The following is a 13,554-nucleotide window of genomic DNA, read 5'->3' as shown; positions in this document are numbered from 1 at the left end:
AGGCCACTTTTCACAAGGGAAGTGAACATGAGCAAACCCTGTATCATCTGCGTTGCGATTACTGGTTCATTGCCAACCAAGGCCAATAACCCCGCTGTTCCGATCTCGATTGAAGAGCAGATCGAAAGCACGCATGCAGCTTTTGAGGCGGGCGCCACCATCGCCCATTGCCATGTCCGAAACGACGATGGCACGCCTACAAGTGACCCGGAACGGTTTGCCAGATTGGTCGAAGGTCTTAACCAGCACTGTCCTGGCCTGATCATCCAGCTATCCACCGGTGGCCGGTCTGGAGCTGGTCAGGAACGGGGTGGGATGCTTCCGCTGCGCCCTGACATGGCATCTCTTTCTGTCGGCTCGAACAATTTTCCGACGCGCGTTTACGAAAACGCCCCTGATCTGGTGAACTGGCTGGCGTCTGAAATGCAGACCTACGGCGTAACGCCCGAAGTCGAGGCGTTCGATCTGTCGCATATCGTCCAGGCCATAAAGTTGCATCAGGATGGCAATCTATATGGAAAGTTGTACGTTCAGTTCGTCATGGGCGTGAAGAATGCGATGCCTGCAGATAAGGACGTCTTTGATTTCTACGTTAAAACCATGCAGGACCGGGCACCGGATGCGGAGTGGTGTGCGGCCGGTATTGGGCCCAACCAGATCATCGTCAACGAATGGGCCATTGCAGCGGGAGGGCATACCCGCACGGGTCTCGAGGACAACGTCCGCATCGACAAGTCCACTCTTGCGCCTTCGAACGCCGCTCTGGTGGAAAGAGCGGTTGACCTGTGCAACAAGCATGAACGTCCAGTTGCGACCTGGCGGCAGGCCCGAGACATACTGAACGTCCCTTTGCGATCTGAATTCAACTCGTCAGTAGCCAACTCGAGTCAAACATGACCCAGAGCGCCAGTATATTTGACCATTCTTGGTTGAGCGCATTGTTTGCCGACGCCGAGATAGATGCGGCACTTGGTGCCGATGCGCAACTGGGCACAATGCGCGAAATCGAGGCCGCTTATTCCCGGGCACTCGGTGAATGCGGTCTGCGTGACGCGAAACTGGCCGAGCGTGCAGCGCAGCACGTTCTGTCGGCGGAACTTGATGAGGCCGGACTAAAAGAGGGCACCGCACGCGACGGGCTTGTGATCCCTGAGCTTGTACACCAACTCAAGGCAGATGCGCCGGACGATATCAAGCCAGTCATTCACAGCGGATTGACGTCACAAGATGTGATCGACACCGCGCTGGTACTGAACCTCCGGGACGCCATTGCAATTCTGGCAGACCGCTTGCAATCGGTCTCTTCGGCGATTGAGGAACTGGAAGTGACCTTCGGTGAGAATCCGTTGGCCGGGCGAACACGAATGCAATTGGCGCTGGAAATAACCGTGTCCGACAGGCTGAAAACCTGGAGGACACCGATTAAAACCCATCTGAAACGTTTGGCGGAAATCGAAACGCGCCTGATCCGATTGCAGCTCGGCGGCGCCGTAGGCGACCGAGCCTCCTGGGCCGAACATTCTCAGCAGATCGCCGACAGCATGGCCCGCGCCCTGCATCTGCCCTCGCCCGGCCGATCATGGCACACCGACCGTACTGCAATTGCGGAGTTTTCCGGCTGGCTGTCCCTGATAACGGGCACATTGGGAAAAATGGGGCAGGACATTGTGCTTATGGCGCAGCAAGGCGTTGACGACATCCGTCTCAAAAGCGGTGGCAGTTCGTCTGTCATGCCGCACAAGCACAACCCTGTCTTAGCCGAATTGCTGGTAACTCTGGCGCGTTTCAATGCCACGCTGTTGCCGGGCATGCACCACGCCGTGGTTCACGAGCAAGAACGTTCCGGCACCGCTTGGGCGTTGGAATGGATGTTGTTGCCGCAAATGGTTGTGGCAACTGGCCGTGCCTTGTTGGTCGCAGCCGAAGTTGTGCGGGACATCACTGAAATGGGATCCAAGCCGAAAAGCTGATCCTGTGTAACCAGCCGTAGCTCTGACACAAGCTGCGCAGACGCAAACTGTAAGAAATAGGAGGAGCCAATGAACCGAGTTCTGAAAACGACAATTGCGGCACTGGTGCTGGCGAGTGCAGCGACCACTGCGATGTCGCAAGAAGTAACAATCCGAGTTCATCACTTCATGTCACAGAAAGCACCGCTTCATTCGAAGTTTCTGGTGCCTTTCTCGGAACAAGTCGCAGAAGCGAGCGATGGCCGGATCAAGGTAGAGATTTTTGACAGCATGTCGCTGGGCGGGCGTCCGGGGGATCTTTATGATCAAGCAGTTGACGGCGCCGTTGAAGCGGTTCTGACCCTGCCCGGCTATACTTCGGGCCGGTTCAATCGGGCCGAAGTATTCGAATTGCCATTCATCATGCAGGATTCAGTCGCGACATCGAAAGCGTTCTACGATTTGATCGAGACTGAATTACAGGACGGCGAATTCGAAGAGGCCAAAATCCTGGCTGGCTGGGTCCATGGGCCGGGGGTCATTCACAGCGAAGAGCCCATCGCCAAACTGGAAGATCTGGCAGGGAAGGAGATGCGAGGACCAACCCGGCTGGTCACGGATCTGTTGGGGGAACTGGGCGCAACACCGGTCGGAATGCCATTGCCCAAAATACCCGAGAACATGTCCAAAGGCGTGATTTCAGGTGCCGTTATCCCTTGGGAAGTAGTGCCATCCATCAAACTACAGGAACTGGTACCGAACCACACCGAATTGTCAGGAGATCGGGCGCTTTACACTGCGGTTTTTGTTCTGGCGATGAACTGGGATGTTTACGAGGAATTGCCCGACGATCTGCGTGCAATCCTGGATGAGCAAACTGGCAAAGCGCTGTCCGAATTTGCCGGCCAGGTCATGGTCGACGCGGATGCAGGAGGCAGGGGTACAGCTGAAGCCAACAACATCATCCAACTGGATGAGGCTGAAGTCGCGCGTTGGATCGAAGCCGCGCAGCCTGTTTATGATCGTTGGGTCGAGCGGGCCTCAGGCGAAGGATTCGATGGGCAGGCCGCCATTGATCAGGCCAGAAATCTGATCTCTGACAACCAATAGAACACTGATCGGCCCTGCCCGGCAGGGCCGCTGTTTCCTACCGGGTTTTTCTTATGACACTCTTTGAACGCACAGAGCATGGTATGACGAAACTCGCAGCAGGGTTGGCTCTGCTGGGGGGCATGGGCCTGATCTTTGCCACCGTTGCCACTTGTCTGAGTATCCTGCTCAAGCTTCTGCGCAGGGCATTGGATTTTGTTGCAGATTCTACTGTGATTGGAGAGAACCTGCCTTGGCTGCGTCCGATCCTTGGCGAAGAGGAGCTTGTGACATATGGTGTGGGTTTTGCGCTGTTTGCCGCCCTGCCCTGGGTGATGATCCGCAAGGGGCACATCAAGGTAGATCTGTTCGAGCCGGTTTTTGGCAAGCGATTCAACAAGGTGCTGGATCTTTTGGGGGATACCCTTCTGGCAGCGATTGCATATCTCATTCTGACGCGACAATGGTTTTTGATCTTCAAAAAAGCACGAGGCTCAAAAGAGTCGCTGGCTGAGCTTTTGGTTCAGGGCAATTTCTCTGAAATCGCGGAACGGGTGCGCAGCAGCCAGGAATCTCAGATATTGGGATTGCCGCTCTGGCCCACGTATGTGGTGGCCGAGATATGTATCCTGATCTTTTTCATAGTCGCGCTATTCTGCGTTTGGCGCAGTTTTCGGGCGTTATTTAACTCACACGCGGCGAGGGTCTGAGGCATGCTGGAGCTACTGACCGCCACGTTCACCGATCTGCAGATCGGCCTGCTGAGCTTTGGGGTTTTGCTTGTCCTGATCGCATTTCGAATTCCATTGGCTGCAGCCATGTTTGCGGTCGGCTTGCTTGGAACCTATCTGGTCGCTGGCAACATGCGGATGATGGACAGCCAGCTCAAGACTTTCGCCTATGGCACGTTGACCAATTACTCGCTTTCTATCATTCCGCTGTTCCTGTTGATGAGCGAGTTTGCCATGCGCGGGGGTATGTCGTCCGCCTTGTTCAAAGCCGCAGAGGCCTGCCTGGGTCACAAGAAAGGCGGCCTTGCGATGGCAGCAATTGGCGCCTCAGCCGGGTTTGGTGCCGTCTGCGGATCTTCTCTTGCCACGGCGTCGTCAATGGGTCGCGTTGCGCTGCCCGAACTACATCGCGCCGGGTATTCCGGCGCACTGTCAACTGGTGCGCTGGCTGCGGGTGGAACGCTTGGCATTTTGATCCCGCCCTCGGTCGTGCTGGTCGTCTATGCGATTTTGGCGGAAGAGAATATCGAGAAGCTTTTTACCGCCGCATTTGTCCCCGGCATCCTCGCCATGCTGGGTTACATGCTGACGGTCGCCATTTACACGAGGATGGTTCCGGGCTCGGCAGGCAGTATCGAAAGGTTGCCGTACAAAGACCGGTTTCGGGCGTTGATACCTGTCTGGCCGGTGATCGTTATTTTTACCCTGGTGATCGGTGGGATTTACACCGGGGCTTTTTCGCCGACCGCCGCGGCGGCCGTCGGAGTTGCCGGCACCGCATTGGTTGCGTGGTTCAAGCGGGCCCTGACATGGGAAGCGGTAAGAGACTCCTTGCTTTCAACGGCCCAGACCTCGGCAATGATCTTCTTCATCATTTTGGCGGCAGGTGTATTCAATTCCTTCCTGTCTTCCGCGCAGGTGCCACAAACGCTTGCGGCATACTTCTTCGAAGCGCAGGTCAGTCCCTGGACAATCCTGATCGGAATGCTTTTGCTCTATCTTGTGTTGGGCACGGTGATGGATTCGCTTGCGATGATCTTCCTCACGGTTCCAATATTCATTCCGATCATAACGCAGCTGGATTTTGGCATCCCTCCGGCAGAAGTGGGAATCTGGTTCGGAATTCTGGTTCTGATGTCGGCGGAAATCGGGTTGATCACACCACCTGTTGGCATGAACCTGTTTGTGATCAATGCGATGTCAAAAGGCGTCGGGATCGGACAGACTTATCGTGGTGCACTGCCTTTTGTTTTGTCGGATATTATTCGGATCACAGTTCTGGTGGCGTTCCCGTCGATTACGATGTTTATGGTCCGCTTGTTCTTTTCCTAAACGCGTGAATGTGAAAATCTCATGATACCCAAGGGGGAACTCTGAACGGGTGACTCTGACGATGATCAGGTTTCGAAATGGTTAACGCCAGTCGCACGGGCCAGATTATCCAGCGCACGTTTTATCGAACATCTGCGGCCCAAGAACTATGTAGCTTCTAACCCGGCGATGCTGCAACATAGTCGAAAACAAGTTTCTCTTTCCTGACGTCATCCGGTTGGCAGCTTGCATTCCTGCTGACGTATTCACCTTCGAGAGTGACCTGTGTGCCTTGTGCGAGAATCGAAGTGCCGCGTGCGACGATCGCCCGAAAGATTTTTCAATTCCAAGCTAAAGCGTTCTTTCAATGAATGACCTTTTGGCAAGAAAATGGAAACTATTTTTGGGTTGTCATTACCAGACCGGCACCAGAAATGTCTGCACCTTCGCAACCCCATCATTGCTCGACTGGGCGATCAGTTGACCCAGCGCGCGTTGCGCTTTTCGAGGAAGGCGTCGATTCCCTCCGCAGCCTCCTCGGTTTCCCAAGTGTCAGCAAGCCGCCGAATGGTGTCGTCTATTACCCTATCGTCAATACGCGGGCCGAGTGCACGGGCCAGATTCTTGGCTGCGCCCACCGCCCCGGGTGCCACCGATAGATACGGTTTGACTTGCGCTTCGACCGCCGCATCCAGTTCATCGGCATTCACTGACGCAGCCACCACCCCCAGTTCGACCGCTTCGTCCGCTTTGAATATCCGGGCTGACATGAATACGCGGCGGGCCATGCCTTCACCCAGTCGCGCAAGTACATATGGCCCGATCGTGGCAGGTATCAGACCCAACCGCGTTTCTGTCAGGCCAAATTTCGTGGTGGCATCGGTGATGGCAACATCACAAACACAAACCATGCCGATACCACCGCCAAACGCGCCACCGTGGATCCGGCCAATCAGGGGTTTGGGCATTACATTCAGGGCATTCAGCATTTCGGCAAGCTTGCGTGCCTCGTGCATACGGGTTTCGCGATCCGCCTTGATCTGATCCATCATCCACCCAAGATCGCCACCTGCACAAAACACGTCGCCCTCGCCCGACAGCACGAATATCCGGGTCAGAGCCAGCGTTTTGCGCCAGTATGGTCAACTCAGCGATCATCTGTGCTGACAGGGCGTTGCGCTTGTCCGGCCGGTTCATCCTGACATACAGAACATTCCGCTCGTCCCGGGCGACGTTCAGAGTTTCGAAATCGTTCATGTGCTGCTCCTCAGTGTCTTTGCGAATGTTGCGGCGTCGGTCAGTCGTGCCCTATCAAGCCCGGTTTCAAATCCGCGCCGCGCCATCAGATCGGCCACAAGCTCGGTCGCCACATTGCCCTTTGCGCCAGGCGCGTATGGGCAGCCACCAAGCCCACCGACCGCCGCGTCGAACACCCTGAGGCCGCGCTCAAGACACAGATCAAAATTGTCCAGCGCCCGCCCCTTGGTATCGTGGAAATGACCGGCCAGTCGCCCTGCCGACACCGCGTCCAGAACGCGCGTTAGCATCGCATCGGTGGTTTCCGGTCTTGCCGCTCCGATGGTGTCACCCAGACTGATCTCATAACATCCCATGTCAGCGAGCGATTTTGCCACCCGCGCCACTTTGGCCGGGTCAACCGGACCGTCATAGGGGCAATCGGTCACACACGAGACATAGCCGCGCACGGGAATTCCGGCATCCTTTGCCGTGTCGACAACCGGTGCGAACCGCTCCAGGCTTTCGGCAATCGAACAATTGATATTCTTCTGGCTAAAGCCTTCGGACGCAGATACAAAAATAGCAATTTCATCGGCATTGGCATCCAGCGCGCCGGCCATACCACGCATGTTCGGGGTGAGAACCGCATAGGAAACGCCTGACTTACGCGAGATACCTGCCATGACCTCGGCGGCATCGCCCATCTGAGGCACCCATTTCGGGCTGACAAAGCTTGTCACCTCAATCTTGCTTAAACCACAATCGGAAAGGGCATTGACCAGTTTGATCTTGTCCGCCGTGGAAATCTGCTTTTTCTCGTTTTGCAGCCCGTCACGCGGCCCCATTTCAAAGATAGTGACTGGTTCTGACATGAACGCGCGCTCCGTCTATTTGGTATGATCCGGGATGCGACCGAAGCTTATCTGCCGGTCTTCAGGTGTTTCTTGGCCTGATCCTGATTTTGAAAAATGTGCGGTTTCGCATCCCGGAGCAGTTTTTCGCCAAGCTTCATTCGCATGAATGCTGAGCTCGAATACCGAGTGACCGAGCGATAGTATTTCTCTTCCAGCGCTCGCACCATTTCGGCGTACTCGCTTTCGATATCCTCATCGATGACGGTGCCGTCATAGCTTACAATGGTATCAACCTGTTGCAGCAACCCTTCGCACAATTCAGTGACCCGGTCGCGGATCGCCTGCACATCCGCAGGCCATTTGATCCGCAACTTGCCGAGGTTGATAAACAGGCGATTGTCCGCCTCCAGCACGATCCGTTGGGGCATATCGAGATGCAGCAAATCTTCACGCAATTTCATTGGATCGGGAGCGAAGATGCGTTCGTCCATCTGGACCAATTCGCCTATCTCGGGACAAAAAGCCATATGAGCCAGAATGTCCCGCTCCAGATCGATGCCAGGAGCGATTTCGATCAAGGTCAGCCCGCCTTTGCGCAGCTCGAACACGCAGCGTTCGGTTACATAGAACACCGTCCTGTGTCCATCCGAGGCCTGTCGGCCCGAAAAGGTAATCTGACCGACGTCGCCGCGAAACTTGCGTGCCTTGCCTTCCTGGAGGATCGCGAGCTTGCCGTCTTCCAGTGCGATCTGCAGCCCACTTGCGGTAAAGGTTCCGGCGAAAACCACTTTGTGAGCATTCTGGCTTATGTTGATGAACCCACCGGCCCCGGCCAAACGCGGGCCAAAACGGGACACGTTGACGTTGCCCGCCGCGTCCGCCTCGGCCATGCCAAGCACCGCCAGATCCAGACCACCGCCATCGTAGAAATCGAACTGGGTGTTCTGCGGGATGATCGCATCAGTGTTGACGGCGGCGCCGAAATCCAGCCCCGAGGCTGGCTGGCCGCCAATTACCCCCGGCTCGGCGGTCAGCGTTACATACCGCAGCAGATCCTCTTCGCCGGCCACCGCCGCCACGCCCTCTGGCATACCGATGCCCAGATTGACTACACCGCCGATCGGAAGCTCGAATGCGCAGCGCCGGGCAATGATTTTGCGCGCATCCAGCGGCATCGGCTCTACCGCGCCCGCAGGGGCCCGCAATTGCCCGGCAAATTGCGGTGAATAGTCGGTTGCATAGGTCTGCACATGGTTTTCGGGTCGCGCCACAACCACCGCATCGACAAGAGCCGATGGCAGCACCACCTTGCGCGGGTCCAGCGAGTTGTCTTCTGCCAGACATTCGACCTGAACGATCACGACGCCCCCTGAGTTGCGCACGGCCATGGCCTGTGACAACGAGTCGATGGTTAGCGCCTCACGTTCGAGCGTGACGTTGCCAAGCGAATCCGCTGTGGTGCCGCGCAGGAACGCAACGTCGATCGGCAAACCGTGGTAGAACAACAACTCTCGCCCGGCGATTCTGATGCGTTCGACCAGAGCCTCGGTGGTTGTTGCGTTAATCTGGCCACCTTCCAATTCAGGGTCGACAAAGGTGCCCAGCCCGACATGGGTCAGCGTACCGGGCTTGCCCGCCGCAATGTCGCGGAACATGTGGCTGATCACCCCCTGGGGCAGATTGTACGCTTCAACCCGGTTTTCGACCGCAAGCCTGGCCACTTTCGGGATCAACCCCCAGTGACCTCCGATGACCCGTTTGAGCAGCCCCTCATGGCCCAAGCGGTTCAATCCCCGATCACGTCCGTCGCCCTGACCAGCCGCAAACAGCAGCGTTAGATCTCGCGGTGCGCCATCGTCAAGGAACCGCTGCTCGAGCGCCAGCAAAAGCTCGTCCGGGACCCCAATCCCGACAAACCCCGAAGTCGTGACCACATCGCCCGAATTCACCAGCGCTGCGGCTGCTTTTGGAGTGATGACCTTGTCTACCAATGGCTTTCTCCAGATTTAATGTGCCGTCCAGCCTCCATCGACCGGCAGGGCAGCGCCAGTCAGCGAACGGGCTGCGTCAGAGCACAGGAATACCGTCAATGCGCCCAGCTCGGTCGTGCCAACAAATTTCTTGGTGGGTTGTGCAGCCAGCATCACATCGCGGATCACCTCGTCTTCACTGATACCTCTTGCCTCAGCCGTGGCAGGTATCTGTTTTTCGACAAGCGGAGTGCGCACGTAGCCCGGGCAAATCGCATTGCAGGTGATGCCCATCTCGGCGACTTCCAGCGCAACGGTCTTGGTCAGGCCGACTACGCCGTGCTTGGCCGTCACATAGGCCGATTTGTAGGGCGAGGCGACAAGCCCGTGGGCCGACGCCAGATTCACGATCCGGCCCCAGCCACGTTTCTTCATGCCAGGCAGTGCGGCACGGGTCGTATGAAAGGCAGAAGACATATTGATTGCGATAATCGCATCCCATTTGACGATGGGGAACTCATCCACGGGGGCAACATTCTGGATGCCCGCGTTGTTGACCACGATATCGACGGACCCGAATGCCCGTTCAGCGCCAACAACCATAGCTTCGATCTGTGTCGGATCGGTCATATCGGCGCCATCGAAAATGACGCGAACGCCCCATTTTTCCTGCAGCTCCTGTACGACAGGTTCGACCTGTTCTGCGGGTTCGATACCGTTCAGAACGATGTTTGCGCCCGCTTCGGCAATACTCCGCTGCAACGGTATGCAGTCGCGAACAACAAGTTGAGCCGATTAGGCGGTTTTCCAAAGATTTATTATGAACGCTACGGGGATTGTTACTCTCCATAATCGCCATGTTAACCCACAATACTTCTCCCTATCTGTCTTTCATCAAAACAAGGAACGAGGGCAGACATGGCGAGCTCTGATGCACCTATTTCTATTGGTCAGGTATCACTGGTCGTAAATGACCTTGAACTTGCGACGAACTTTTACAGCAAGATAGTCGGCCTCCACGTTCTGACTCAGGATGGCGAAAGCGCAAAACTGGGTGCTGGCAACAAACCTCTGATCGCCCTTGAAAAAGACGCGGCAGCGCGAAGTTACCCAAACGAAGCGGGCCTGTTTCACACAGCTTTCCTATTGCCCAATCGATCTGACCTGGGAAGCTGGCTCTTGCATGTCGAAGAACTGGGGATTCGGCTTGATGGTGCTTCTGATCATCTGGTCAGCGAAGCACTCTACCTTCAGGATCCTGAGGGGAATGGGGTCGAGGTCTATTGGGACAGACCACGCTCTGACTGGCAGCGATCCGGCGATCACATTCAGATGGATACGCGCCGCCTTGATCTTGAAAACCTTGTGCACACGGCCTCGAGCGCCTGGACACAGGTCCCGACCGACACCGTCATAGGCCACGTTCATCTTCAAGTGGGCGACGTATCCAAAGCGGATGCCTTTATGACCGAACATTTAGGTATGACCAAGACATTCGGAGTCCCGTCAGCCGGCTGGTATGGGTCAGGGGATTATCACCATCATCTTGCTGCAAATGTCTGGAAATCTCCAGGTGTGGCAACGCGCCCGGCAAACGCCACCGGATTGTCTGAGATCGAGTTGCTATCCGACACCAATGCGCTGCAGACGGGCTTCGTGAACGATCCCTGGGGCAACCGTTTCTCCGTCAAGAAGGCGCAGATGCGCGCAACCTGACAAACATCTTCCAAAACCAAGAGGAACTATCAAATGTCCACAAAAGAAATCGTAATCAATGCGGTGACAGCTATTTTCACCAACTTCGACCCGGATGCAGCACAACAGTTGCTGGCTGAAAACTACATTCAACACAATCCTGCTGTTCCCACCGGTGCAGCGGCAATTCTGGGTTTTATACCTGCATTGCAGGAAAGCGGTCTGAAAACCGAGACACACCGCGTCATTGCAGAAGGCGACCTGGTTGTCCTGCATAATACGTACCATAACGCTCAGGTCTTCGGAGCTGAAACTCTCGTCGGCTTCGATGTATTCCGTGTCGAGGACGGCAAAGTGGCCGAACATTGGGATAACCTGCAAGTACCAGGTGAACCGAACCCATCGGGGCACACCATGACAGACGGTGCAACCGAGGTCTCCGATCCCGACAAAGCGGCGGACAACAAAGCGCTGGTAACGGACTTCGTTGAAACCGTCCTGAAGGGTGGCGACGCCTCGAACATTACGGACTTCATCTCTGCTGAAACCTACATCCAGCATAACCCGGCCATCGCTGACGGCCTGGACGGGCTGGGATCGGCATTGGCCGCAATGGCCGAAAACGGCATCACAATGGTTTACACCGATACACCAATTGTCGTGGCCGAGGGCAATTTCGTATTCACAGCCTCAGAGGGTACTCTGGGCGGTGCACCGACAGCATTCTTTGACCTGTTCCGAGTTGAAGACGGCAAAATCGTAGAGCACTGGGACACGATCTCTGAGATCCCGTCCGAAATGGCCCACGACAACGGAAAATTCTGACATCCGATCCTTATGCCTCCTTGCGACATTCGCCGGGAGGCACCATCAGGGAACAAAGCAATGCTGCAATATGCTGATCTGATCAAACTAAGAGTGCCCTTTGTGCCGGCAACCGGCGCTGCCGATCTGACAGGTGCCGTGTCAGCGATCAAAGCAGACCCAGCTTCCCGCGAATTCTGCAGCCGCCATCATGTCCCCTATTCTCCGGCAGATCAAAGACGATGGGTGCAGGCTGCTCTTACAATGCGAGCGACCGGAGCGCTGTCGGATGAATTGACAAACTCAGTTGATCGTTTGCTACAATCTGAATTGGCCCAAAAGAACATTGTGGATGCGGCGTCTCTGCCACGTGCTGCCGGCCCCCACTCTTTTGGCGAAATGATCAGCATCTGGGACGGCGATATCACAACACTAAAGATTGATGCGATAACCAACGCTGCAAACGCGCAGATGCTGGGATGTTTCCAACCTTTTCATGCGTGCATCGACAACGCCATACAATGTGCCGCCGGGCCTCAGCTGCGCGAAGATTGCGCCATGATCATGTCCCAACAAGGTCGGGATGAACGGACAAGTGAAGCTAAAATCACGCGCGGATATAACTTGCCATCAAAATTCGTTCTGCACACGGTTGGCCCCATCGTTCCAATCCATCGACCCACCGCCGAGCAAGCACAGCAATTGGCGAGTTGTTACACGTCTTGCCTTTCTCTGGCGGCACGAGCCGGGGTAAAATCGCTTGCCTTTTGTGCAATTTCGACAGGCGTTTTTGGATACCCGCCTGAAGAAGCCGCTGACGTCGCCTTGCGAACGGTTTCGGATTGGCTGCAAGCCCATCAGGGACATTTTGAACACGTCGTTTTCAATACATTCGGCGATGCAGCCACTGAAATCTACGAAAGGAAATTTGCGTCATGGATGTGATAACGCAAGCGGCGCAGATTGTGGCGGACGCGGACGCGATTTTGATAGGTGCAGGCGCAGGTTTGTCTGCCGCAGCGGGGCTTGATTATACGAGCGAAGCAGAATTCGCTGAACGCTTTCCGGGCATGTCGCAATACGGAGCCCGTTACCAATATCAGCTGATGGGATATCCCTTTCCTAACGAAGCGTTGAAATGGGGATATTATTCGGTGGCGCTGGACTATGTATACAGGGCGCAAACGACTGAGGTTTATCAAAATTTGCGCGCCATTGTAGGTGGAAAAGCACATTTCGTCATGACCTCAAATGTTGATCGATATTTCCACAAGAACGGATTTGCCGAAGAGCAGATTTTCACACCCCAGGGTGACTATGAACGGTTCCAGTGTTTCAACCGTTGCCATGACGGCACGTGGGATGGAAAGCCTTTCGTCGCTGCAATGCTCCCGCACGTGAACCGGAAAACTCAGATGGTCGAAGATCCGAATACGCTGCCGACCTGCCCCCGATGTGGTGGGCAGGTATTCATGAACGTGCGCGGCGGCAACTGGTTCGTGGAAGACCCTTACAGGCCGCAAGCGCGACGGTTTCCTGAATGGCTTTCAGAACGGGAAGGAATGCAGCTTGCCCTGATCGAAATTGGCTCAGGTTTCAACACGCCTAGTGTGATACGGGTGCCGATGGAAACGATATCATCGCAACTTCCAAATGCAACGCTTATCCGCATCAACCGCGACCACGCCAACGGCCCCAAAGGCACAGTTTCTATTCGAGCAACAGCGGATCAGGCGCTGGCTCAAATTTTGGAAGTGCTCGAACGGGCCATGGAACCTGAGCTCCGATGAGGATGAGTGCCGCCTCCATGAAAAATTGGTATTTTATTGCCGCTGAAAGGAAATCGTTGTGGATTTTTTGGCAACACCAACATTGAAAAAAAACAGGCGCGCCCCGACAGGATTTCAGGATT

General features: G+C 55.5%; 12 protein-coding genes and 1 pseudogene. 9 read left to right on the top strand and 4 right to left on the bottom strand.

Features of this window, described 5'->3' with window-relative positions:
• The first annotated feature begins 27 nt into the window (after window positions 1–27).
• The 5 genes from QMP16_RS17310 (at window position 28) to QMP16_RS17290 (ending at window position 5,101) form a co-directional block, all read left to right on the top strand.
• The gene (locus QMP16_RS17310; protein ID WP_282153393.1) at window positions 28–897 is read left to right on the top strand and encodes a 3-keto-5-aminohexanoate cleavage protein; all 870 of its coding nucleotides are present in this window, start codon (window positions 28–30) and stop codon (window positions 895–897) included.
• A complete protein-coding gene (locus QMP16_RS17305; protein WP_282153392.1) occupies window positions 894–1,970 on the top strand; it encodes a 3-carboxy-cis,cis-muconate cycloisomerase in 1,077 nt (358 codons plus the stop codon). The genes QMP16_RS17310 and QMP16_RS17305 overlap by 4 nt, the downstream gene beginning before the upstream one ends.
• A 69-nt stretch (window positions 1,971–2,039) precedes the next feature.
• Entirely contained in the window at window positions 2,040–3,059 is a 1,020-nt protein-coding gene (locus QMP16_RS17300; RefSeq protein ID WP_282153391.1) for a TRAP transporter substrate-binding protein, read from the top strand.
• Window positions 3,060–3,142: 83 nt separating this feature from the next.
• The gene (locus QMP16_RS17295; protein ID WP_282153390.1) at window positions 3,143–3,748 is read left to right on the top strand and encodes a TRAP transporter small permease; all 606 of its coding nucleotides are present in this window, start codon (window positions 3,143–3,145) and stop codon (window positions 3,746–3,748) included.
• A gap of 3 nt (window positions 3,749–3,751) precedes the next feature.
• Window positions 3,752–5,101: a TRAP transporter large permease gene (locus QMP16_RS17290; RefSeq protein ID WP_282153389.1), complete on the top strand. Its 1,350-nt coding sequence runs from the start codon at window positions 3,752–3,754 to the stop codon at window positions 5,099–5,101.
• Window positions 5,102–5,556: 455 nt separating this feature from the next.
• Here the strand turns inward: QMP16_RS17290 and QMP16_RS17285 are convergent.
• From QMP16_RS17285 to QMP16_RS17270, 4 genes and pseudogenes are all read right to left on the bottom strand, one after another.
• Window positions 5,557–6,337 (bottom strand): annotated as a pseudogene (locus tag QMP16_RS17285) (crotonase/enoyl-CoA hydratase family protein).
• Complete coding sequence (locus QMP16_RS17280) at window positions 6,334–7,191, bottom strand: hydroxymethylglutaryl-CoA lyase (RefSeq protein WP_282153388.1); 858 nt, start codon at window positions 7,189–7,191, stop codon at window positions 6,334–6,336. Before QMP16_RS17280 ends, QMP16_RS17285 begins: the two are co-directional and overlap by 4 nt.
• Before the next feature lie 47 nt (window positions 7,192–7,238).
• Window positions 7,239–9,164: an acyl CoA:acetate/3-ketoacid CoA transferase gene (locus tag QMP16_RS17275; protein ID WP_282153387.1), complete on the bottom strand. Its 1,926-nt coding sequence runs from the start codon at window positions 9,162–9,164 to the stop codon at window positions 7,239–7,241.
• A gap of 15 nt (window positions 9,165–9,179) precedes the next feature.
• The gene (locus QMP16_RS17270; protein ID WP_432653413.1) at window positions 9,180–9,905 is read right to left on the bottom strand and encodes a 3-hydroxybutyrate dehydrogenase; all 726 of its coding nucleotides are present in this window, start codon (window positions 9,903–9,905) and stop codon (window positions 9,180–9,182) included.
• A gap of 156 nt (window positions 9,906–10,061) precedes the next feature.
• Here QMP16_RS17270 and QMP16_RS17265 point away from each other — a divergent pair, with 156 nt between their 5' ends.
• From QMP16_RS17265 to QMP16_RS17250, 4 genes are read left to right on the top strand one after another with little or no spacing between them, the layout of a single operon-like run.
• Window positions 10,062–10,859, top strand: coding sequence for a VOC family protein (locus QMP16_RS17265; protein ID WP_282153386.1), 798 nt, complete (start codon window positions 10,062–10,064; stop codon window positions 10,857–10,859).
• Window positions 10,860–10,892: 33 nt separating this feature from the next.
• Window positions 10,893–11,663, top strand: coding sequence for a nuclear transport factor 2 family protein (locus tag QMP16_RS17260; RefSeq protein WP_282153385.1), 771 nt, complete (start codon window positions 10,893–10,895; stop codon window positions 11,661–11,663).
• Window positions 11,664–11,723: 60 nt separating this feature from the next.
• Window positions 11,724–12,587, top strand: coding sequence for a protein-ADP-ribose hydrolase (locus QMP16_RS17255; RefSeq protein WP_282153384.1), 864 nt, complete (start codon window positions 11,724–11,726; stop codon window positions 12,585–12,587).
• Window positions 12,578–13,432 (top strand): hypothetical protein, encoded by an 855-nt coding sequence (locus QMP16_RS17250; protein ID WP_282153383.1) that lies wholly within the window; start codon window positions 12,578–12,580, stop codon window positions 13,430–13,432. The genes QMP16_RS17255 and QMP16_RS17250 overlap by 10 nt, the downstream gene beginning before the upstream one ends.
• The last annotated feature ends 122 nt before the right edge of the window (window positions 13,433–13,554 follow it).

It is taken from the genome of Ruegeria atlantica (assembly GCF_947495585.1).
Taxonomy (GTDB): domain Bacteria; phylum Pseudomonadota; class Alphaproteobacteria; order Rhodobacterales; family Rhodobacteraceae; genus Ruegeria; species Ruegeria atlantica_G.
The sequence above is the reverse complement of the archived record's forward strand: the minus strand, read 5'-3'. Positions and strand labels throughout refer to the sequence as shown.